This window comes from Ornithinibacillus halotolerans (assembly GCF_014637405.1).
Taxonomy (GTDB): Bacteria; Bacillota; Bacilli; order Bacillales; family Amphibacillaceae; genus Ornithinibacillus; species Ornithinibacillus halotolerans.
Genome location: NZ_BMEY01000005.1, coordinates 157,351 through 178,471 on the forward strand (window position 1 = coordinate 157,351; position 21,121 = coordinate 178,471).

Annotated in this window: 25 protein-coding genes and 1 other RNA gene; 23 read left to right on the top strand and 3 right to left on the bottom strand. The window is 35.7% G+C overall.

All coding sequences use genetic code 11. The features are described 5' to 3' along the window. The first annotated feature begins 231 nt into the window (after positions 1 to 231). Together acsA and IEV35_RS06565 are read left to right on the top strand one after the other, a co-directional pair. Positions 232 to 1,947 carry an acetate--CoA ligase gene (gene acsA / locus IEV35_RS06560; RefSeq protein ID WP_188383878.1) on the top strand — a complete coding sequence of 572 codons (1,716 nt, stop codon included), beginning with the start codon at positions 232 to 234 and terminating at the stop codon, positions 1,945 to 1,947. A gap of 179 nt (positions 1,948 to 2,126) precedes the next feature. Further along, a complete protein-coding gene (locus IEV35_RS06565; protein WP_188383879.1) occupies positions 2,127 to 2,276 on the top strand; it encodes a hypothetical protein in 150 nt (49 codons plus the stop codon). Between the two features lie 56 nt (positions 2,277 to 2,332). Here IEV35_RS06565 and IEV35_RS06570 read toward each other — a convergent pair whose 3' ends face one another. After that, positions 2,333 to 3,631: a glycoside hydrolase family 18 protein gene (locus IEV35_RS06570; RefSeq protein WP_188383880.1), complete on the bottom strand. Its 1,299-nt coding sequence runs from the start codon at positions 3,629 to 3,631 to the stop codon at positions 2,333 to 2,335. A gap of 80 nt (positions 3,632 to 3,711) precedes the next feature. Beyond that, complete coding sequence (locus IEV35_RS06575) at positions 3,712 to 4,245, bottom strand: cysteine hydrolase family protein (RefSeq protein WP_188383881.1); 534 nt, start codon at positions 4,243 to 4,245, stop codon at positions 3,712 to 3,714. Positions 4,246 to 4,327: 82 nt separating this feature from the next. On the opposite strand from IEV35_RS06575, the gene tadA reads away from it, so the two are divergent. From tadA to rsmI, 18 genes are all read left to right on the top strand, one after another. Then, positions 4,328 to 4,795, top strand: coding sequence for a tRNA adenosine(34) deaminase TadA (gene tadA, locus IEV35_RS06580; RefSeq protein WP_188383882.1), 468 nt, complete (start codon positions 4,328 to 4,330; stop codon positions 4,793 to 4,795). A gap of 65 nt (positions 4,796 to 4,860) precedes the next feature. Continuing rightward, an RNA gene (ffs, locus tag IEV35_RS06585) (signal recognition particle sRNA large type) lies at positions 4,861 to 5,126 on the top strand. A 162-nt stretch (positions 5,127 to 5,288) separates the two neighbouring features. Further along, complete coding sequence (gene dnaX, locus IEV35_RS06590) at positions 5,289 to 6,971, top strand: DNA polymerase III subunit gamma/tau (RefSeq protein ID WP_188383883.1); 1,683 nt, start codon at positions 5,289 to 5,291, stop codon at positions 6,969 to 6,971. Positions 6,972 to 7,000: 29 nt separating this feature from the next. Then, the gene (locus IEV35_RS06595; protein WP_188383884.1) at positions 7,001 to 7,321 is read left to right on the top strand and encodes a YbaB/EbfC family nucleoid-associated protein; all 321 of its coding nucleotides are present in this window, start codon (positions 7,001 to 7,003) and stop codon (positions 7,319 to 7,321) included. 74 nt (positions 7,322 to 7,395) lie between these two features. Next, complete coding sequence (gene recR / locus IEV35_RS06600) at positions 7,396 to 7,992, top strand: recombination mediator RecR (protein WP_188383885.1); 597 nt, start codon at positions 7,396 to 7,398, stop codon at positions 7,990 to 7,992. A gap of 15 nt (positions 7,993 to 8,007) precedes the next feature. Beyond that, positions 8,008 to 8,232: a YaaL family protein gene (locus IEV35_RS06605; protein WP_188383886.1), complete on the top strand. Its 225-nt coding sequence runs from the start codon at positions 8,008 to 8,010 to the stop codon at positions 8,230 to 8,232. A 141-nt stretch (positions 8,233 to 8,373) separates the two neighbouring features. Further along, complete coding sequence (locus IEV35_RS06610; protein WP_188383887.1) at positions 8,374 to 8,640, top strand: pro-sigmaK processing inhibitor BofA family protein; 267 nt, start codon at positions 8,374 to 8,376, stop codon at positions 8,638 to 8,640. A 75-nt stretch (positions 8,641 to 8,715) separates the two neighbouring features. Then, complete coding sequence (locus tag IEV35_RS06615; protein WP_188383888.1) at positions 8,716 to 8,907, top strand: sigma factor G inhibitor Gin; 192 nt, start codon at positions 8,716 to 8,718, stop codon at positions 8,905 to 8,907. A gap of 130 nt (positions 8,908 to 9,037) precedes the next feature. Then, complete coding sequence (locus tag IEV35_RS06620) at positions 9,038 to 10,474, top strand: aminotransferase class I/II-fold pyridoxal phosphate-dependent enzyme (protein WP_188383889.1); 1,437 nt, start codon at positions 9,038 to 9,040, stop codon at positions 10,472 to 10,474. Then, positions 10,471 to 11,106 (top strand): dTMP kinase, encoded by a 636-nt coding sequence (gene tmk, locus IEV35_RS06625; RefSeq protein ID WP_188383890.1) that lies wholly within the window; start codon positions 10,471 to 10,473, stop codon positions 11,104 to 11,106. The genes IEV35_RS06620 and tmk overlap by 4 nt, the downstream gene beginning before the upstream one ends. A gap of 13 nt (positions 11,107 to 11,119) precedes the next feature. Beyond that, on the top strand, positions 11,120 to 11,449 hold the full coding sequence (darA, locus tag IEV35_RS06630) for a cyclic di-AMP receptor DarA (RefSeq protein WP_188383891.1): 330 nt from the start codon (positions 11,120 to 11,122) through the stop codon (positions 11,447 to 11,449). A gap of 26 nt (positions 11,450 to 11,475) precedes the next feature. Further along, entirely contained in the window at positions 11,476 to 11,916 is a 441-nt protein-coding gene (locus tag IEV35_RS06635) for a YaaR family protein (protein ID WP_188383892.1), read from the top strand. Positions 11,917 to 11,973: 57 nt separating this feature from the next. Then, positions 11,974 to 12,960, top strand: coding sequence for a DNA polymerase III subunit delta' (gene holB / locus IEV35_RS06640; RefSeq protein ID WP_188383893.1), 987 nt, complete (start codon positions 11,974 to 11,976; stop codon positions 12,958 to 12,960). A 5-nt stretch (positions 12,961 to 12,965) separates the two neighbouring features. Next, a complete protein-coding gene (locus IEV35_RS06645) occupies positions 12,966 to 13,793 on the top strand; it encodes a PSP1 domain-containing protein (RefSeq protein WP_188383894.1) in 828 nt (275 codons plus the stop codon). 15 nt (positions 13,794 to 13,808) lie between these two features. Continuing rightward, entirely contained in the window at positions 13,809 to 14,147 is a 339-nt protein-coding gene (gene yabA, locus IEV35_RS06650; RefSeq protein ID WP_188383895.1) for a DNA replication initiation control protein YabA, read from the top strand. A 104-nt stretch (positions 14,148 to 14,251) separates the two neighbouring features. Continuing rightward, positions 14,252 to 14,992 carry a tRNA1(Val) (adenine(37)-N6)-methyltransferase gene (locus IEV35_RS06655; RefSeq protein WP_188383896.1) on the top strand — a complete coding sequence of 247 codons (741 nt, stop codon included), beginning with the start codon at positions 14,252 to 14,254 and terminating at the stop codon, positions 14,990 to 14,992. Continuing rightward, on the top strand, positions 14,985 to 15,278 hold the full coding sequence (locus tag IEV35_RS06660) for a GIY-YIG nuclease family protein (RefSeq protein WP_188383897.1): 294 nt from the start codon (positions 14,985 to 14,987) through the stop codon (positions 15,276 to 15,278). Before IEV35_RS06655 ends, IEV35_RS06660 begins: the two co-directional genes overlap by 8 nt. Then, entirely contained in the window at positions 15,256 to 16,125 is an 870-nt protein-coding gene (gene rsmI / locus IEV35_RS06665) for a 16S rRNA (cytidine(1402)-2'-O)-methyltransferase (protein ID WP_188383898.1), read from the top strand. Before IEV35_RS06660 ends, rsmI begins: the two co-directional genes overlap by 23 nt. 53 nt (positions 16,126 to 16,178) lie before the next feature. On the opposite strand, the gene abrB is transcribed toward rsmI, so the two are convergent. Then, positions 16,179 to 16,457, bottom strand: a complete 279-nt coding sequence (gene abrB, locus IEV35_RS06670) for a transition state genes transcriptional regulator AbrB (RefSeq protein WP_188383899.1) — start codon at positions 16,455 to 16,457, stop codon at positions 16,179 to 16,181. 347 nt (positions 16,458 to 16,804) lie between these two features. Between abrB and metG the strand changes: the two genes are divergently transcribed. The 3 genes from metG (at position 16,805) to IEV35_RS06685 (ending at position 21,108) form a co-directional block, all read left to right on the top strand. Further along, positions 16,805 to 18,754 carry a methionine--tRNA ligase gene (gene metG / locus IEV35_RS06675; protein ID WP_188383900.1) on the top strand — a complete coding sequence of 650 codons (1,950 nt, stop codon included), beginning with the start codon at positions 16,805 to 16,807 and terminating at the stop codon, positions 18,752 to 18,754. 77 nt (positions 18,755 to 18,831) lie between these two features. Beyond that, positions 18,832 to 19,602, top strand: a complete 771-nt coding sequence (locus IEV35_RS06680; protein WP_188383901.1) for a TatD family hydrolase — start codon at positions 18,832 to 18,834, stop codon at positions 19,600 to 19,602. Positions 19,603 to 19,926: 324 nt separating this feature from the next. Then, on the top strand, positions 19,927 to 21,108 hold the full coding sequence (locus tag IEV35_RS06685; protein ID WP_188383902.1) for a G5 and 3D domain-containing protein: 1,182 nt from the start codon (positions 19,927 to 19,929) through the stop codon (positions 21,106 to 21,108). The last annotated feature ends 13 nt before the right edge of the window (positions 21,109 to 21,121 follow it).

Sequence of the window (21,121 nt, forward strand, 5' to 3'; positions counted from 1 at the left end):
CAGCTATGTAATTGATTTTCCCCAAAAAGTTGTGGGTACCGCATTTATTAGTTGAATATTTCTAATCCAGTTACCCCACATTTAACCCCAATTGATAAAAAATTCTATTAAATTAGCAATTAATACTTTCAAGTTGTCACAAAATGTTCTAAAATACTAAATAAGATTTATAATATTTTATATATTGTAAAATGTAAACGTTAACAACCATAGAAGATGAGGTGACAAAGGATGGACATGCAACGCATACCGGCAAGAGAAGGGAATTATAATCTACGAAATTACGATGAGACGAGAGCAACGTTTAAGTGGGAAGATGCACATAAATACTTTTCATGGGATAAGACAGGAAAAGTAAATATTGCTTATGAAGCAATTGATCGACACGCTGAGAACCCAAGCACAAAAGATAAAGTTGCCTTATTATACTCCGCACCTGGGAGAGAAGAATCCTTAACTTTTGGTGAAATCAGTGCAGAAAGTAATAAGTTTGCTAATGTATTGAGAAAATATGGTGTACATAAAGGTGACCGAATCTTCTTGTTCATGCCAAGGAGTCCGGAATTCTATATAAGTTTATTTGGGATATTAAAAACCGGTGCAATTGCTGGGCCACTCTTTGAAGCTTTTATGGAACAAGCAGTTCGCGATCGTTTAGAAGATAGTGAAGCAAAAATGCTAATTACTACTCCTGATTTATTAGAACGTGTTCCACAAGAGGAGTTACCTACATTAGAGAAAATTATCCTTGTAGGAAATCAGGAAATAGAATCGAGTAAATATATCGATTTTTATAATGAGATGGAAGCGGCAAGTAGTTCTTTTGAAATTGAATGGATGGATTTAGAAGATGGAATGCTAATTCATTATACATCCGGATCAACTGGAAAACCTAAAGGAGTTTATCACGTGCATTATGCAATGATTCAGCATTATGTTACGGGTGAGTGGGTACTTGATTTAAAAGAAGATGATGTGTATTGGTGTACGGCAGATCCAGGTTGGGTAACAGGAACAAGTTATGGTGTATTTGCTCCATGGTTGCATGGGGTAACCAATGTCATTCGTGGTGGTCGCTTTACCCCAGAAGACTGGTACGACACGTTAGAAAAGCATAGTGTGTCTGTCTGGTATACTGCACCGACTGCATTACGAATGCTTGTAAGTGCTGGAGAAGATTTAGTAAAGACATATGACTTTTCGTCCTTAAGGCATTTATTGAGTGTTGGAGAGCCATTAAATCCAGAAGTAATAACTTGGGGATTGAAGGCATTTGACTTACGGATTCATGATACATGGTGGATGACGGAAACTGGTGCACAGCTCATTGTAAATCTCCCATCTGAAGAAGTTCGACCTGGTTCCATGGGGAAACCGATACCTGGAATTGAAGCTACAATTGTTGATAATGAAGGTAATGAAATTCCTCCTAATCAAATGGGGAACTTAGCCATTAGAGCGGGATGGCCGTCCATGATGCGTGGTGTTTGGAATAATCCTAGTAAATTTGAAAGCTATTTTATTAATGGCTGGTATGTATCTGGTGATAGTGCATATCGGGATGAGGATGGATACTTTTGGTTCCAAGGCCGGTTAGATGATGTGATTAATACATCAGGAGAGCGTGTTGGTCCATTTGAAGTAGAAAGTAAATTAATCGAGCATCCTGCTGTTGCAGAAGCGGGAGTAATAGGAAAACCAGATCCACAAAGAGGAGAAATTATTAAAGCTTTCATCACACTTAACCCAGGATTTGTAGAATCCTCTGAGTTGCTAGAAGATATTCGCCAATTTGTGAAAACAGAACTTGCTGCACATGCAGCTCCGCGTGAAATAGAAGTGAAAGATTCAATTCCTAAAACCCGAAGCGGTAAGATTATGAGACGCCTGTTGAAGTCTTGGGAATTAGGATTGCCAACAGGCGATATGTCTACTTTAGAGGTTTAAGAAGGCGCAAAATTTGGCCATATCAAAACCACTCACAAGTTAATAATGGATTTAAAGCATTCATATCTAATAGCTAAATAGAATAAGTATTAAGTATTAATAAACTATTCGTTTACCTCTATGAAAATCGTTCTTACTGATGCACGTAAAAATAAGAAGATTAAGGAGAGGATGAAAAAGTGAATAAATTAATCTTATTTACCATCATCTTAGCAATTGTTATTGTTTGTGGTGTTTTAGCTTATAAGAGTTTGGAACGAATGCATGATGAGAAAAATCCAGAGACAGATGAAGAAGCACACACATTTATCATACAAGATAGGGCATAAGTCTAAATTGATAAAAATCCTACTCTAATTTCTAGAGTAGGATTTTTTTGTACATATTAACTTTGCTGATCCTGTTTCACAATATTAAAATTATCTTGCAACAATAACCAGTTTTGCGGGAAGGAAAGCCCAAGTTTCCAGTAACTTATTCCTCGTAAACCAAGTTCCTTAATCATATCAAATTTTGCTTGTATCGATCGAGCATCTTCAAACCAAACTTCATGCTCTTTTCCTTCTTCATCCCAATAGCGGAAAAACGGTGCTTGTGCAGTCGTGTCGTACTGGATTGGAACATTATACTGTCTAGCTAATGCAATTGCTTGTTGTGGGCTTACTGCTCGTGCATACTCTCCACCTGGAACATATGGAAGTGTCCAGTCATAGCCGTATAAGTTTTGCCCAAGCAAAATCTTACTAGCAGGCATTTCTGTTAACGCATAGTTAACAACTCGCCTCACTTGATCGATAGGTGAAACTGCCATCGCAGGACCACCGCTATATCCCCACTCATACGTCATTAAAACTACAAAATCTGCTACAGCTCCATGTGCTCCGTAATCATGTGCCTCATACCATTCCCCTTCTTGTTCGGCACTAACTTTTGGTGCGAGTGCAGTAGACATTAATAGGCCTGCTTGAGATAATCGCTCTTTTGCTTTTGCTAAAAATGTGCTATACGCATCTCGATCTTCTGGTGGTAAAAATTCAAAGTCAAAATGAATATCGGTAAATCCAACTTGTTGAGCTGTGTTGACAATGTTATCGAGTAACCTGTTCTGTACCTCTTGCACAGTCACAATAATATGTCCAAGTTCTGCACTAAATGCTCCTTCTTCCAGTGTAGTAATAACCATCATTAAATTCGCATTATTGGCATCCGCTATTTCCTTAAAGTTATTTAACGGGGGTGCTTTTAACGTTCCATCTCGATTTACTTGGTAGCTAAATGGTGCTAGATATGAAAGGTATGGGGTGTTCTTCCTAGCAGCATTTTCTAATGTTTCCGATACGGTTCCACCAATCGGTTCCACATAGGCATTCGAAATAATATCACTTTTAGGTCTTTGTGGAATATATAAGCGCAGGCCAATAGGTAATGTGCCATTAATAGGAATATTATTAATCCGAGCAAGCTCTTGATAAGTCATTCCGAAACGATTGGCAATCGTATAAAGGCTATCCCCTGGTTGGACAAAATAAAATTGTCCTACAATAGGAATGACTAATGCTTGCCCGACAACTAGCTGGTTTGGGGCATCTAATTCATTCGCATCAATAATAGCTTGTGTCGTTGATCCGTATGTATTTGCAATAGAAAATACGGAATCCCCTTGATTGACAACATGAATCTGCATATTTCTCCCTCCTTAAAGTCAAATTCATCATAGAATTCACCTATATAAGACTTTATGAAAGGAGGCATGTACGTTATGTTTTAAATTGGATTAATATTTGCTTTCATTACGTTGTTCATCAAATATAAGGCATACTCATTTCCTGTTTTTTCTTCTGAAGCAATACAATTGGCAGGTACAGTTAAATCATATTGATACATGTACGCATCTTTAGCGGTAAAAAGAACGCAAATATCCCCTGCAACACCCGCAAGTAAGAGGTGTGATTTTCCTAACTCTTGTAACAGTGATTGTAACGGGGTTTGATAAAAGGCAGAATGCTGTGGTTTAATGAGAAAGTAATCATCGGGTTTTGGTTTTATTTTTTTCAGAATATGTTCATTCTTATTGTTAAGGCAATAATTCATAATTAGTTTAGGATTGGCTTGCCATAACTGATAATGGTCATTGATATATATAATTGGAAGTTGATTCTCTTCAGCGAATCGACGTAATTTTAATAGGTTCGGTAAAATTTCTTCCATATTCTTAAGAAGTTTATCACCACCACGAAAATTAAAATCATTAATTAAATCGATAAATAAGATGGCTGTTTTATGTAAATTTGTTATCAAATTAAATAAACACCTCCTAGTGCTACGAATAATTAGTATTCAATAATTCAGTAAAGTTTATTCCATTGTAAAGAGAGTTGTGATGATATTGAACGATGAGTATTATATGCAATTAGCAATTGAAGAAGCAAAAAAGGCAGAAGAAAAAAATGAAGTACCAATTGGAGCAGTACTCGTTTATAAAGATGAAGTAATAGCAACTGGCTATAATGTCCGTGAATTGACACAAAAGACTTTATCCCATGCGGAGCTCATTTGCATTCAAGAGGGGAATAAACAGATTGGTAGTTGGCGTCTAGAAGATTGTACATTATATGTAACTCTTGAACCGTGTCCAATGTGTGCCGGTGCCATTGTTCAATCACGGATTAAACGAGTTGTTTACGGTGCAACAGATCCAAAGGCAGGTTGTGCTGGAACACTAATGAATTTGTTAAATGATGATCGATTTAATCATCAAGTTGAAGTTACTGCGGGCGTGTTAGACGAAGAGTGTGGTCAACTTTTATCTAACTTTTTTAGAGCAATACGGGAAAGGAAGAAAAAGTAACTTTCCAAATAATCTCACCTACCTGTCCATTGATTTTTTTCATCAACATGTTATAATGGATATTACCGTGCTAGGTGGGGAGGTAGCGGTGCCCTGTACTCGCAATCCGCTGTAGCGAGGCTGAATTCCCATCACGAGGTGGGTGGTCGTATGGTCTGCCTCAAGGAATTGGTGTTGACGTTTAGGTCCTGCGCAACAGAGACCCACGAACCCTGTCAGGTCCGGAAGGAAGCAGCAGTAAGTGGATATCTCTGTGTGCCGCAGGGTTACCTAAACCGAGCCATGAACTTGAGTAACGCATGGGATCATTTCATCGACGGTGGGTGCACGGCATACATAGACGTGTTAAGAGGCTATTAATAGCCTCTTTTTTCGTACCTTCGTTCATACATACAACTTTTTTGTCCGCATATCCGACTTATTTTTTCATTATCATTCACATTCCATCTTAAAATCGGTATAATTAGATAGAAATCATAGAGGGGAATCAGTTATGAGCTATCAAGCATTGTATCGCGTATGGCGTCCTCGAACATTTGAAGACGTAGTAGGCCAAACACATATCACTAGAACATTGCAAAATGCAATCATACAAGAGAAATTTTCACACGCCTATTTATTTACTGGCCCAAGAGGGACCGGTAAAACTAGTGCTGCGAAAATTTTTGCGAAAACAATTAACTGTGAGCATGCTCCTGTAAAAGAGCCGTGTAATGAATGTGCTGCATGCCGTGGTATTCAAGATGGTTCAATTTCTGATGTAATAGAAATTGATGCCGCTTCTAATACAAGTGTTGATGATATAAGAGAAATACGTGACAATGTGAAGTATGCTTCTAGTGTTGTCCCGTATAAAGTCTATATTATTGACGAGGTTCATATGATATCCGTGAATGCTTTTAACGCATTGTTAAAAACATTGGAAGAACCTCCGAAACATGTTGTGTTTATACTTGCAACAACTGAACCACATAAAATCCCCTTAACGATTATCTCAAGGTGTCAACGTTTTGATTTTAAACCGATTACGAATCAATCAATTGTGGATCGGATGCAGAAGATTGTCGATGCTGAAGGGGTAGTAGTTAAAAAAGAAGCACTGGATGCAGTCGCATTAGCTGCTGAAGGTGGGATGCGCGATGCACTAAGTATTCTTGATCAAGCTATCTCCTATAGTGAGAACCATGTTGAATTAGATGACGTTCTTGCAGTCACTGGCGGAGTTTCTCAGAAAATACTTACGGACATTGTATCCGCAATGTATAAAAAAGATGTGCAATCCGCATTGAATATGTTGGATCAACTCATTCAAAATGGGAAAGACCCAGCGAGATTTGTTTATGACATTATTTACTTCTTACGTGATTTATTGCTTTATCGTAGTGCTCCGTCTTTGGAGGGAATACTAGAACGAGCAATCGTTGATGAACATTTTCAGCAGTTAGCGACCGAAGTTCCAGAAAAATGGATTCAAACTGCTATTATGGAATTAAACCAATGTCAGCAGGAAATGAAATGGTCTAATAATCCAAAAGTCTTTATTGAAATCGCGATTATTACGATTTCTAATCGTTCTGAACAATCTTCTGGAGAAACGGATTCTGCTTCATCCGAGGCTGTGATGCAATTAACACAAAAACTTGCTTATCTTGAAAAAGAAATAACTAATCTAAAGCAGTCACCTCAACAAGCAGCTGCTCCAGTACAGCCAGAGAAAAGAAGAACACAACCTGTTAAGTCTAAAAATAGTTATAAGATTCCATATGAACGGATCCGTATGGTGTTAGGTGAGGCACAGAAACCTGCTCTGAAAGAAGTTCAATCCGAATGGGCAAACTTCTTAAGTAAGTTAAAACAAACCAGTGCACCTGCCCATGCAACTATTCAAGATTCTAAACCAGCTGCCGCATCTGATTCAGCACTTGTTGTTGCATTTAAATATGAAATTCATTGTTCACTTTTCTTAGATAACCGTGAACTTGTTGAATCGGTTTTAACTAGTGTATTGAATAAGCATTTAACGATTATTCCGATTCCAAATCATGATTGGATAGAATTAAGAAATGAATATGTTAAGAACCAAGAACCAACTACCAATAAAGAAGTTAGTGAGGATCCAGTTGTAGAAGAAGCGAGAAAGCTTTTTGGGGATGACTTACTAGAAATACATGATTAATTAATTTAACTTTAAAGGAGGCGTTTTCCATGAAAGGTATGGGAAATATGGGTAATATGATGAAACAAATGCAAAAAATGCAAAAGAAAATGATGCAGGCACAGGATGAACTTCATGCAATGGAATTTGAAGCATCAGCTGGCGGTGGAATGGTTACCGTAAAGGCAAATGGTAAAAAAGAAATCATCGATGTAGAAATCAAAGAAGAAGTAGTTGATCCTGATGATATTGAAATGCTTCAAGATTTAATTATTGCTGCAACTAACGATGTATTAAATCAAATTGACGAAAAAACAAATGCAACAATGGGTCAATTTACAAAAGGGTTAAATGTTCCGGGACTTTTCTAAGAAGTCCACTTAACTAATGTTTAATGCTATCAATAGATTAGGATTAAACAACTTAAGGAGAGCGGGAAAACACCATGTATTATCCAGAACCAATTTCAAAGCTAATTGATAGCTTTACAAAATTGCCAGGTATTGGGCCAAAGACGGCGGTTCGTCTGGCTTTTTTTGTGTTAAATATGAATGATAATGATGTACTGGAATTTGCAAATTCCCTTGTTAATGCGAAACGTGAACTAACGCATTGCTCGGTCTGTGGCCATATTACAGATCAGGATCCTTGTGCAATTTGTTCTGATTCATCACGAGATAACTCGGTAATTTGTGTTGTTCAAGATCCAAAAGATGTCATTGCAATGGAAAAGATGAAAGAATTTCGTGGTAAATACCATGTATTACATGGTGCTATTTCACCGATGGATGGAATTGGTCCAGAAGACATAAATGTTCCAGATTTGTTAAATCGTTTAAAAGACGAAGAAGTGAATGAAATTATTTTAGCTACAAACCCTAATATTGAGGGAGAAGCAACAGCAATGTATATTTCACGTTTAGTAAAGCCATCTGGCATTAAAACAACAAGAATTGCCCATGGCTTACCTGTTGGGGGCGACTTGGAATATGCGGATGAGGTTACTTTGTCGAAAGCCTTAGAGGGTAGAAGAGAACTGTAAAGTTAGGTGACATAAGTGGGAAGAAAGAGAAAAAGAAAGAAGCGAGAGGTTGATGAGCTTCTACTGGATGCTATCTTCTCCATCGAACACGAGTGGAAACAAATTAAGTCTATTGTTAATCAATCAATCGAGCCAACGTTTGAGGGGAAGAGCACAGAGAAAATTGCTCAATCTAAGTATTTATTTTTACTCCGTGAAGCAAAGCACCGTAAGATTAGTGCAATACGATATAGTAAATAGGGGAAAAACACTTACTAATTTTAGTAGGTGTTTTTTCTTTGGAACAGAAGTTTATTTAATAAAATTTTCTATAATTAAGTTCTTTTTCTTTTCCGATAATCATATTTACATATTAGGGACAAGTTAAAGGAGTTGAGTCATTTGAATCCTGCTATTGTTATTTCTATTATGGTGGTCGTAATTGTTTTACTACTATTTGTTGGAACTTCATTTAAACCGATGCGCTTTCTAACAACTGGGACTGTGAAATTAGGAATTGGTATTTTGTTTTTATTCTTTTTTAATGTGATTGGTGGATCGTTTGGATTACATATTCCAATCAATATATTTACAGCGGTTATTTCGGGGTTTTTAGGTTTATTCGGTGTTGCCTCACTTGCTGCTATTCATATCATTATTCTTCCATGATATTTTCAAAGATTTATAGTATAGATTTCACCTACGTTGGACAAACTAGTTACTAGTTTAACGGAGGTGGGGAAAATGGAAGAAAGAATAGTAGAATTATCTTGTGGTATTTGTGAGGAAAAGAAAAGTCTTGGTATTCATCTATACAATATGTTTATCTGTACGGAATGCGAATATAATATGATTCATACGGAACCCCGTGAAGAAAAATACAATTATTATTTACAAAAGCTTAAAAATATTAGCCAACCTTCCCTTTTTTCATAGATTAATAAGAAAAGTGTATGTAGCTCGTAATAAAAAGCTATATTACTCAAAAGGACCACTTGCAGGAACATTTCTTGCAGTGGTCTTTTTTGATATGATAGGGATAATAGTTTTCGAAAGGAAAATGGTAATGAATCATCATGATATGCCTTTATTTAATGAGTTAGTTAAGTTTTCTAATCAAGACCCAATTTCATTTCATGTCCCTGGACATAAAAATGGAGAGATATTTATAAGGAAAGCAAAGGAATATTTTCATTCCATTTTGTCAATCGATCTAACCGAAATTAGTGGGCTAGACGATTTACATGCACCTCATGGAATAATTAAAAATGCACAAGATTTAGCTGCGGACTTTTTTGGTGCCAATCATACTTTTTATTTAGTTGGTGGTAGTACTGTTGGTAATCTAGCGATGATTTTATCTGTTTGTAACCCTGGTGAAAAAGTAATAGTACAACGGAATAGTCATAAGTCCATAATGAATGGGTTAGAATTGTGTGGTGCAAAACCAATTTTTATAAGCCCTGAATATAATAGTACTCAAAAGCGCTACACGGCTCCTAGTTACGAAACAGTCGAACAAGCTATTTTAGATCATCCAGACGCAAAGGCTCTTATACTAACTTACCCAGATTACTTTGGAAATACATATAATATAGAAAGAATGATTGGTTTAGCACATCAACATCAAATCCCTGTATTAGTAGATGAAGCACATGGTGTTCATTTTGTACTTGGTAATCCATTCCCTAAGTCTGCATTAGTACTGGGTGCAGATGTTGTTGTTCAATCCGCACATAAAATGGCTCCGGCGATGACGATGGCATCCTTTCTTCATATTAATTCGTCGTTAATTTCTAAAGAAGTTATCGGACATTATTTACAGCTATTGCAGTCAAGTAGCCCATCCTATCCATTAATGGCATCATTAGACGTTGCTCGTTCGTTTTTAGCAACAGTCACTCGAGAAGAATTGGTAAAGTTAATCGATAGTTCTAAGTATGTGAGAGAGTTATTTCAGTTAGGGAAACATTGGACTGTTTTGCCAAGTGATGATCCATTAAAAATCACGTTACTTGTACACAATGGTTTATCTGGATACGATGTCGCTAGTGCTTTTGAAGAACATTCTATCTATCCAGAACTTGCAACAGATAATCATGTATTGTTTGTACATGGTTTACATGAATTTAAAGAGGAGAAGCGGGTTGAAAAGATAATAAAAAGCCTTAACGAAGAATATAAATATCAGACAAATCATGCTACAATAGAGTCAAGCAAGTTGTTTAAAGAGCCGGTAACTGAATTAGCTGTAAATTATCATGAGATGCTTCATTTACAGCGACAGACGACCCGACTCGGTGAAGCAAATGGCATGATTGCTGCAGAAGCAGTTATTCCGTATCCACCTGGTATTCCAGTAATTTTAAAAGGGGAATACATTACAAAAGAACAAATCGAGCTTTTACAGCATTTAATACAGCATGGAGCAACAATTCAGCATCAGGATATTAATAAAGGTATCCAAGTGTTTGTCGGAACAGAAGGAGAAGAAATTACGTGACTGGTTATTTTATAACATTTGAAGGTGGAGAAGGAGCAGGCAAGACCTCTATTCTACATTCAATAGCAAGTAAACTGAAAGAAAAAGGATACGATATTGTAACGACACGAGAACCCGGTGGTATCCGTATCTCAGAACAAATTAGAAATATAATACTAAACCCATTACATACAGAAATGGATGCAAGAACAGAGGCATTATTATATGCAGCAGCAAGAAGACAACATCTTGTAGAAAAGGTTTTTCCCGCATTAGAACAGGGCAAAATTGTCTTATGTGACCGATTTATTGATAGTAGTTTAGCTTACCAAGGGTATGCAAGGGAATTAGGAATTGATGAAGTATTTACAATCAATCAATTTGCAATACAAAATTCAATGCCAGACTTAACATTATTTTTTGATATAAAACCAGAAAAAGGACTGGCACGAATTGCTGCTAACGAGGATCGGGAAAGAAACCGATTAGATCTAGAAAAATTAAATTTCCACGAAAAGGTATATGAGGCTTACCAAATTCTCGTTCAACGATTTCCAGAACGAATACAAGTTATTAATGCAGACCAAACATTAAAACAAGTAGAAGAAGACAGCCTATCATTAATAACCCAATTTCTAAATACAATAGAGTAAAGGGGGTTACGTTATGAAATTAGTAATGGCAGTTATTCAAGACAAGGATTCCAATCGGTTAACAGATGCACTTGGTAAAAGTAAATACCAATCTACCAAGCTTGCAACTACTGGCGGATTCTTAAAAGAAGGAAATACGACATTAATTATTGGATGCGAAGATGAACAAGTAAATGATGTTCTACAAATCATTAAAGAAAATTGTTCGCAACGTGAGCAAATGGTAGCACCAATTTCCCCAATGGGAGGAAACGCCGATTCCTATATTCCAAGGCCTGTAAAAGTAGAAGTAGGTGGAGCGACCGTCTTTGTATTGCCGATTGAATCTTTCTTTCAGTTTTAGTCAGAGTAGGAAGGGGGCTGAGCAATTTGAAAATTAGTCAGGAACTACTGAAACAGATTGATACATCACAAAAGAATGGGAAATCTCGGGAAACAACACAACAATCATTTCAGTCTATTGTTCAGTCCCAAAGTCAAAAAATGCAATCATCACAGCTGCAAAAGCTTATGCAAGATATAAGCCATCAAGGTGACCGATTAGCTAGGTATCGTTCATTGAAAGAGTTAGTAAGATTTAAACGATTAATTAAGAAGTTCTTGGAAGAAACAGTTTCCAATGGATTTAATGTTAAGCAATCTATAAGTTTTAATTATACGGGAAGTAGCCGAAATTTAACGGTAGTGAAACAAATTGATGAGAAGTTAATAGAATTAACCGAAGAAATTATGAATCAAGAAAAAAAGACAGTAGACTTGTTAGGACTCATTGGGGAAATAAAAGGTCTACTGGTTAATTTATATACGTAATAATCATGTATGTTAGGAGCATAGAGATAGTATGCTTTGGAATAGGAAGGGTATTCAATGAGAACATGGTCTAGCATTTCAGAAGTACAACCAATGGCAAGTAAAATTATAACAAATAGTATTAAAAAAGACCGAATCTCCCATGCCTATTTGCTTCATGGAGCGCGTGGAACGGGGAAAGAAGCAATAGCTGTTTTAATTGCTAAAGTCTTATTTTGCAACAATAAGTCTGGAGTAGAACCTTGTTTACAATGCACAGAATGTAAGCGAATTGATTCTAGGAACCATCCTGATGTACATTGGATTGAGCCAGAGGGTCAATCCATTAAAATAGACCAAATTAAAAACTTACAAAAGGAATTTACCTATTCTGGGCTAGAATCAGCACAGAAAGTTTATATAATTGTTGGAGCTGATACATTAACTGCAAATGCAGCTAATCGGATTCTTAAGTTTCTAGAAGAACCAAGTAAGAAAACAACTGCTATCATGCTAACAGAAAATAGCCATGCTATCTTGCCGACAATACGGTCAAGGTGCCAAATTATTGATTTGAAACCGTTAAACCCACTCCAGTTTCAGAAAAATTTATTAGAAGCAGGGTTAAATGAGCCAACTGCTAGATTAATGAGTGCATTAACTAATAATTTAGATGAGGCTATTGAATGGAGTCAGGATGAGTGGTTTGCCGTAGCAAGAAAATTAGTGGTACAATTAATAGAAGCATTTACAGATAATTCAAATGATGTATATTTATTTATACATAATCATTGGTTAAATCATTTTAAAGAGAAATACCAATTAGAGCAAGGAATAGATATATTACTTCTAGCTTTTAAAGATATTCTTTATTACCATCTCGGTCATATGGAATCACTCGTATTTTTCCAAGATAATGAAAGACTAGAGCGCTTAGGTATGAATTTTTCTAAAGAAAAATTAATCTCTATCTTACATGTCTTACTAGAAGCAAGACAAAAATTGAAGCAGAATGTTCATCCAACACTTGTGATGGAACAAGCTACGCTTCAAATTAAGAGGTGAAAGTAATGATTGGGGTTATAGGTGTCCGTTTTAAAAAAGCGGGTAAAATATATTACTTTGATCCTGCCGAACGCCATGTTGAAAAAGACAGTTATGTCATTGTTGAGACAGTTCGTGGGGTTGAATTTGGTAAAGTAGTTATCGCGAATAAATTAGTTGAAGAGGAAGATGTTGTCCTCCCTCTAAAGCAAGTACTTCGTGTCGCAACTGAGCAAGATAAACTAACGGTAATGGAAAATAAACAATATGCAGACAAAGCATTTACCGCATGCGACGAAAAAATTAAAGAACATGAACTAGATATGAATCTAGTAGATGTAGAATATACGTTTGACCGTAATAAAATTATTTTTTATTTTACTGCTGATGGGCGAGTCGATTTTCGTGAGCTTGTAAAAGATTTAGCAGCTATGTTTAAAACTAGAATTGAGCTTAGACAAATTGGTGTCCGTGATGAGGCCAAAATGCTTGGAGGAATAGGTCCCTGTGGAAGAATGTTATGTTGTTCTACATTTTTAGGCGATTTTGAACCTGTATCCATAAAAATGGCTAAAGATCAAAACTTATCCTTGAATCCAGCAAAAATCTCAGGTTTATGTGGAAGACTGATGTGCTGCTTAAAATATGAGAATGACGAATATGAAGAAGCAAAACGGGAACTTCCTGACTTAGGTGAACATGTAAAAACTCTACATGGAGAAGGACGTGTTGTAGGTCTAAATATTCTTGAACGTCTAATCCAAATAGAAATTCCAGAAAAAGAACGCACGATAGAATATACCTTGGATGAACTCATCGAAGAAGGAATTGTTACAGCTCAGCGCCAAGAATAATGGAGTGAGTCAAAATTGCAAAAAAGACAGATATTTGACCAAGTATCAGATATGGAAAAACAAATTGGTGAATTATATGAACGTCTCGGAGATTTAAAGGGAAAACTAAGTGATCTTCTAGAAGAAAATCACCGCTTAGAAATGGAGAACCATCATTTACGAAATCGATTGGATGTATCCGAAGCGGAGCAAGAGATCATTAGTGAAGATTTAACGAAAATGCCGAGCGAAGGCTATGATAACTTAGCAAGACTTTATGAAGAAGGCTTTCATATTTGTAATTTGGAATTTGGTAGTCCAAGAAGAAATGAAGATTGTATGTTTTGTCTAGATTTTCTTAGTAAAAAGAAATAACGTATAATAAAACTGTCTGGAATCCCAGGCAGTTTTTTCTTTATGTAACGTATTACTTTAAATATATGAGAAATACCAACTAACTGGAAAGGAAATATAACAAAATGGTTCAACTTTATGATGATGAAAGAATCGATTATTTAACCGCAGATGAGGATATGCGAATTATCCAAAGTCCAACTGCATTCTCTTTTTCTCTTGATGCCGTATTATTAGCACATTTTGCGTCTATACCAATAAAGAGAGGTTCTATACTCGATTTATGTAGTGGTAATGGAGCAATTCCACTTCTTCTATCTAGAAAAACAAATGCCTTAATAACTGGCGTAGAGATACAGGATAGAATAATTGATATGGCAAAGCGTAGTGTCGAATTAAATAATTTAACAGATAGTATACAAATGATACACGGTGATATCCGAGAACTTAAAGGAGTATTAAATCATTCTAGCTTTGACGTTGTAACTTGTAATCCACCTTATTTTAAAACACCTTCTCAAACAGAACATAACCACAATGAATATTTAACAATTGCTAGACACGAAGTTATGTGTACGTTAGATGATGTGGTAAAAGCTTGTAAATTACATGTGAAACCGGGTGGAAAAGTTGCAATGGTACACCGTCCAGGGAGGCTTGTTGATATTTTAACAACGATGCGTTCCTATAAATTAGAACCAAAGCGACTTCAACTTGTTTATCCTAAAAAGGGCAAGGAAGCAAACATGCTTTTAATTGAAGCAATTCGAGATGGGAAGGCAGATTTACATATTCTCCCCCCATTGTTTGTCTATAATGAAGATGGTACATATACTGAAGAAGCGAGTGTGATTATTTATGACTGAACAAGAACATACCGTATATATTCTAAAATGCGGAGATGGTTCACTATATACTGGTTATACAAATGATTTAGAGAATCGTTTAAAAATGCATGAGTCTGGAAAGGGAGCCAAATATACTCGTGGACGCGGCCCTTTTCAAGTTATGTTTGTAGAAAAATTTCCAACAAAGGAAACGGCGATGAAGAGAGAGTATGAGATTAAACAATTAACTCGAAAAGGGAAATTCCAATTAATACGAGATAAGTTGAAAGAGGTTATCCAATATGATCATTCAAAAAAGTTATGAGGCTAGAGACGAAGGTTCACTCTATATCGTTCCAACCCCAATAGGGAATTTAGAAGATATTACGTATCGTGCACTTTCTATACTAAAGTCAGTAACTATAATTGCTGCAGAGGATACAAGAAATACAAAAAAGCTTTTAAATCATTTTGAAATCTCTACCCCGTTAATTAGTTATCACGAACATAATAAACTAGAACGTGAAGAGCAACTTTTAGAAAAGATAAAAAGCGGAGAATCTATTGCGATTGTAAGTGATGCTGGAATGCCAGGTATATCTGATCCTGGTTATGAAATTGTTAAGGCAGTAATTGACGAGAAACTCTCTGTCATCGTTCTCCCAGGAGCAAATGCGGCATTATGTGCATTAGTTGGCTCTGGATTACCCAATAAAGAATTCTTATTCTACGGTTTTTTGCCAAGAAAGCAAAAAGAGAAAGAAGAAGAATTAGAAAGATTAGGAAGATATAAAGCAACCCTTATCTTCTATGAATCACCCTATCGTGTCAAAGAGACGTTGAAAACATTACATAAAGTATTAGGAAATCGACAAATTGCAATTGCAAGAGAGCTAACTAAACGATTTGAAGAGTATGTACGAGGCACTTTAGAAGAATTAATCGACTGGGCCAATGACAATGAGCCAAAAGGAGAATTTTGTATTGTAGTCGAAGGGCGTAAAGAGGAAGAACTAGAAGATAATGAAGATTGGTGGGTTAACCTATCATTAACGGAACATGTTGAACATTACATAAGCGAAGGTCAATCTAGTAAAGAAGCGATTAAATTCGTTGCCAAAGAAAGAAAGCTCCCTAAACGTGATGTATATCAAGCTTATCATATTGAATAGAGACAATCATAAAAAAAGAGCTATAACATTTGTTGTAGCTCTTTTCGAATATCTTAAGATTTAAAACGAGACTGAATCTCATCCACTAATAGCTTTGCTCCTTCGGGACTTAAAACAATTTTTCCATCTGCTAATGTAATATTATCATCAGATGATTCCCCAGTAATTTGACAAGCCATATTTGGTTGGTACTTTTTTAATATTACTTTGTCATTGTCTACATAAATTTCAAGCGAGTCTTTAATATTGATGTCTAAAGTTCTACGTAACTCAATAGGGATAACTACCCGACCAAGCTCATCTACTTTTCTTACAATTCCAGTAGATTTCATATTTCTCCTCCTTCAGCACCCAATTTCGGCAGTTTTCGACATAATTCTTTGCAATATTAGCAAAGTTCATTTTACTTGTCAAACAGAATGATGAAATACAATTAATAATAAGAAAATTTCATGTATTTGCATTCCTACTACACATACCCAATTTTATCCATGGGTAAACCAATTTTTACTAAAATTGTTCGAAATACTCATGAACGATACATCAATTCTGTCTAAAATAGGAAGAGAATGCTAATAATTCAATGTAAATAGTATGTTTCCAATATGAAAAATTGGAAATATAATAGGATACTCGGTTACAATAGAAGAATCAGTAAGGAAGACGAGGAGGCAATACAATGTCAGAAAAGAAAACATTTTATATAACTACTCCAATATATTATCCAAGTGGAAGATTACATATTGGACATGCTTATTCTACAGTAGCAGCAGATGCTATTTCCCGTTATAAACGAATGAAAGGTTATGACGTTATGTTCTTAACGGGAACAGATGAACATGGACAAAAAATTCAAAGAAAAGCGGAGGAAGCAGGGGTTTCCCCACAAGAATATGTGGATGAGATTGTTAGTGGAATACAAGCCCTATGGAAAAGGTTAGAAATTACAAACAATGATTTTATCCGCACAACAGAAGAACGACATAAAGAAATTGTTGCTAAAATATTTGATCAGTTAGTTAAACAAGGTGATATTTACTTAGATGAGTATGAAGGATGGTATTGTACTTCAGATGAGTCATTCTTTACCGAACGTCAATTAAACGACGGTCAATGCCCTGATTGTGGTGGTAAAGTAGAGATGGTTAAGGAAGAATCCTATTTCTTTAAAATGAGTAAATATGTCGATCGGCTCGTTCAATATTATGATGAACATCCGGAATTCATTCAACCAGAAAGTCGTAAAAATGAAATGTTAAATAATTTCATTAAGCCAGGACTAGAAGATCTTGCGGTTTCTAGAACAACATTCGACTGGGGAGTAAAAGTTCCAGGAGATCCTAAACATGTTATTTATGTTTGGATTGATGCATTAAGTAACTATATTACAGCACTAGGATATGGAACTGAAAACGACGAAAAGTATAGAAAATATTGGCCAGCTGATGTTCACTTAATGAGTAAGGAAATAGTAAGATTCCATACTATTTACTGGCCTATTATGTTAATGGCATTAGATCTACCATTACCAAAAAAGGTATTTGCACATGGATGGATTTTGATGAAAGATGGCAAAATGTCAAAATCAAAAGGGAATGTTGTCGATCCTGATAGCTTAATTGAGCGCTATGGATTAGATGCATTACGTTATTACTTGCTTCGTGAAGTACCATTTGGGTCTGATGGTGTATTTACACCAGAAGGATTTGTCGAACGGACAAACTTTGACTTAGCTAATGATTTAGGGAATTTACTAAATCGTACTGTGGCTATGATTGAAAAATATTTCAATGGAGAGTTACCGGAATATCAATTAGCAGAAACTGAAGTGGATCAGTCTCTAGAAAATATGATTACAAATACGATTAAAAATGTAGAAGATGCACTAGATGAAATGCAGTTCTCGGTTGCTCTATCTTCTATTTGGCAGTTAATTAGTAGAACAAATAAATATATTGATGAAACAGAGCCTTGGGTTCTTGCAAAAGATGAAACTAATAAGGATAGACTCGGTAATGTAATGGCCCATCTTGCAGATTCCCTACGAATAGTAGGTGTAATGCTTCAACCATTCTTAACAAAAGCACCAGTAGAGATATTTAAACAATTAGGTGTGCAGAATGAATCATTAAAAGAATGGGATAGCATATATGAATTAGGGCAAATAGAAGCAGGAACAAAAGTAGAAAAAGGTGCTCCAATCTTCCCGCGTTTAGATGTAGAGGAAGAAGTAGCAGCCATTAAAGCAAAGATGCAAGGACCAAAAGAAGTAGAAAAAGAAGAAGTGCAAGAAGATAGAAAAGCAGAGATTGTCTATGATGACTTTATGAAGCTAGATCTACGAGTGGCAGAAGTGATTAACGCGGAAAAAATGAAAAAAGCAGACAAACTTTTAAAACTTCAATTAGACTTAGGGTCGGAAAAACGTCAAGTCATCTCTGGCATTGCCCAATATTACACTCCAGAAGAATTAGTTGGTAAAAAAGTAATTTGTGTTACAAACTTAAAACCAGTTAAACTACGAGGGGAACTATCAGAAGGAATGATCCTTTCTGGTGAAGATAAAGAAGGTAACCTCTCTCTAGCAACTGTAGAACAAAGCTTACCAAACGGTTCAATTGTGAAGTGAAAATAATATTTAATAAAGGTCAGCATACTACATATTGTAGAATACTGACCTTTTCTTAATAGAAAGGAAGAACTTATATGTTATTTGACACACATGTCCATATGAATGCAAGACAATTCATGGAAGATCGAGATGAAGTTATCAAGCGAGCATTTGATACAGGTGTTAAATATATGGTCGTTGTAGGCTTTGATAGAGAAACCATTCCACCTGCAATTGAAATAGCCGAACAGTATGAAACTATTTATGCTGCTGTTGGATGGCATCCTGTTGATGCAATTGATATGACAGTTGAAGATTTAAAATGGATTGAAAGTCTATCTAGTCATCCTAAGGTTGTTGCAATCGGAGAGATGGGATTAGATTACCACTGGGATAAGTCACCACATCATATTCAGAAAGAAGTATTTCGCAAACAAATCCAATTAGCTAAAAAAGTAAATATGCCAATCATTATTCATAACCGGGATGCAACGGAAGATATCATTCAAATTTTAAAGGAAGAGAATGCAGCAGAGGTTGGCGGAATCATGCACTGTTACAATGATTCTGTGAAGTATGTTCAAGAATGCTTGGATATGAACTTCTATATATCACTCGGTGGCCCTGTTACCTTTAAGAATGCACCTCTACCGAAAGAAGTTGCACAAGAAGTACCACTAGATAGATTACTAGTGGAAACAGATGCGCCATACCTTGCTCCACATCCAAATAGAGGAAAAAGAAATGAACCAGCATATGTTAAGTTAGTAGCAGAAAAGATTGCTGAATTACGCGGTATTTCATATGACGACATATGTAAAAAAACAACAGAAAATGCATTAAGGTTATTTCAAATTTCTACATAATCGACATTTTTTGTAATAAAGTAAAAACTTAGTGTATTGAAAATTAACAGATAAATAGTAAGGGGAATAAAGTTTATATAGGACAAATTTACTAAAAAATTAACATATCGTTCATTATTTTAGGTTAAAAAGACTAGATTATTTCTAGTCTTTTTAAATTCTCTAAAACCCATTTGTATCAAGGCTTTTAACCTAATATTTCACTAATATTAGACAAGTCGAGATAAGCTTTGTAACAAAACTGTAAACTAACCGTAATCCTATAAGTATTTACATTTACATAATAGTGTCTATATAATCAATGCAAATAAGGAGGCAAGATGCATGCGAATTCTTTCAAAGCTATTGCCGGCCTCGAAACGGATGCTGGTTATTACAAGTTTTGGTATCGTGATGCTTCTTACATTTACCACTCTCATGCTATTTTATGCTACACAGAAGGAAGTAGTCATAGTCGAGAACGGTAAGGAGAGCACAGTCAATACACATGCTAATACTGTAGAAGAACTACTAGGAAAAGTAGGAATTAAAGTAGGGGTGCATGATGCACTTTCCTATGACAAAGATGCAAAAATCGTAGACGGAATGATAATAGAATATAAACAAGCAAATAAAGTTACTGTAACAATTGATGGTGAAAAGAAAAGTTACTATACAGTGGCAGATACAGTTGAAGAATTGTTAGAAGATGAGAAAATAACAGTATCTGACCATGACAAACTTTCCCATCAGTTAGAAGATGCTATTCATGATGGTTTAAATCTTTCTGTTACTCAGGCATTCCAAGTTGTTATTAACGATGGTGGTAAAGAAAAAAATGTCTGGACTACTGGCGGGTCAGTTGAAGAGTTATTAAAATCAAATAAGATAACTCTAAATGAACTTGATAAGATTAAACCAGGCCTAGATGAAACCATTACAAAGGAATCTACAATCTCTATTGTTCGAGTTGAAAAGAAGAAAGAAGAAGTATCAGATACGGTTGCTTTTAAAACGGAGAGACGAAATGATAGCTCTCTACCGAAAGGAACAGAAAAGGAAATCGCTTCAGGTGAAGATGGAATTGTTGTAAAAACTTATGAAGTGATATTTGAAAATGGTGAAGAAGTAAGTAGAGAATTAGTTGATGAAGAAGTTGAAAAAGAGAGTAAGAACCGTATTATTGCTGTTGGAACTAAGGAAGCACAGAACTTGGTCACACTATCGTCAGGTAGTGGAAAAGAGTTTGTAATGACTGCAAGTGCATTTACTGCAACTTGTAGTGGATGTTCTGGCTATACAGCTACTGGTATAAATTTAAAAGCAAATCCAGATATGAAGGTAATTGCCGTTGATCCAAATGTTATCCCACTTGGAACAAGAGTTTGGGTAGAGGGATATGGAGAAGCAATTGCAGGAGATACTGGTGGTGCAATCCAAGGTATGCGTATTGATGTACATGTACCAACTAAATCTGATGCCTATAAATGGGGCGTCCGAAAAGTAAAAGTTAAAATTTTAGATTAATGAAATCCATGCT

What these genes read in the sequence shown, in the direction of transcription:
- acsA (WP_188383878.1), top strand. Translation starts at nt 232, where the DNA reads ATGGACATGCAACGCATACCGGCAAGAGAAGGGAATTATAATCTACGA.
- IEV35_RS06570 (WP_188383880.1), bottom strand. Translation starts at nt 3,631, where the DNA reads ATGCAGATTCATGTTGTCAATCAAGGGGATTCCGTATTTTCTATTGCA.
- tadA (WP_188383882.1), top strand. Translation starts at nt 4,328, where the DNA reads ATGATATTGAACGATGAGTATTATATGCAATTAGCAATTGAAGAAGCA.
- dnaX (WP_188383883.1), top strand. Translation starts at nt 5,289, where the DNA reads ATGAGCTATCAAGCATTGTATCGCGTATGGCGTCCTCGAACATTTGAA.
- IEV35_RS06595 (WP_188383884.1), top strand. Translation starts at nt 7,001, where the DNA reads ATGAAAGGTATGGGAAATATGGGTAATATGATGAAACAAATGCAAAAA.
- recR (WP_188383885.1), top strand. Translation starts at nt 7,396, where the DNA reads ATGTATTATCCAGAACCAATTTCAAAGCTAATTGATAGCTTTACAAAA.
- IEV35_RS06615 (WP_188383888.1), top strand. Translation starts at nt 8,716, where the DNA reads ATGGAAGAAAGAATAGTAGAATTATCTTGTGGTATTTGTGAGGAAAAG.
- IEV35_RS06620 (WP_188383889.1), top strand. Translation starts at nt 9,038, where the DNA reads ATGAATCATCATGATATGCCTTTATTTAATGAGTTAGTTAAGTTTTCT.
- darA (WP_188383891.1), top strand. Translation starts at nt 11,120, where the DNA reads ATGAAATTAGTAATGGCAGTTATTCAAGACAAGGATTCCAATCGGTTA.
- holB (WP_188383893.1), top strand. Translation starts at nt 11,974, where the DNA reads ATGAGAACATGGTCTAGCATTTCAGAAGTACAACCAATGGCAAGTAAA.
- IEV35_RS06645 (WP_188383894.1), top strand. Translation starts at nt 12,966, where the DNA reads ATGATTGGGGTTATAGGTGTCCGTTTTAAAAAAGCGGGTAAAATATAT.
- IEV35_RS06655 (WP_188383896.1), top strand. Translation starts at nt 14,252, where the DNA reads ATGGTTCAACTTTATGATGATGAAAGAATCGATTATTTAACCGCAGAT.
- IEV35_RS06660 (WP_188383897.1), top strand. Translation starts at nt 14,985, where the DNA reads ATGACTGAACAAGAACATACCGTATATATTCTAAAATGCGGAGATGGT.
- rsmI (WP_188383898.1), top strand. Translation starts at nt 15,256, where the DNA reads ATGATCATTCAAAAAAGTTATGAGGCTAGAGACGAAGGTTCACTCTAT.
- abrB (WP_188383899.1), bottom strand. Translation starts at nt 16,457, where the DNA reads ATGAAATCTACTGGAATTGTAAGAAAAGTAGATGAGCTTGGTCGGGTA.
- metG (WP_188383900.1), top strand. Translation starts at nt 16,805, where the DNA reads ATGTCAGAAAAGAAAACATTTTATATAACTACTCCAATATATTATCCA.
- IEV35_RS06680 (WP_188383901.1), top strand. Translation starts at nt 18,832, where the DNA reads ATGTTATTTGACACACATGTCCATATGAATGCAAGACAATTCATGGAA.
- IEV35_RS06685 (WP_188383902.1), top strand. Translation starts at nt 19,927, where the DNA reads ATGCGAATTCTTTCAAAGCTATTGCCGGCCTCGAAACGGATGCTGGTT.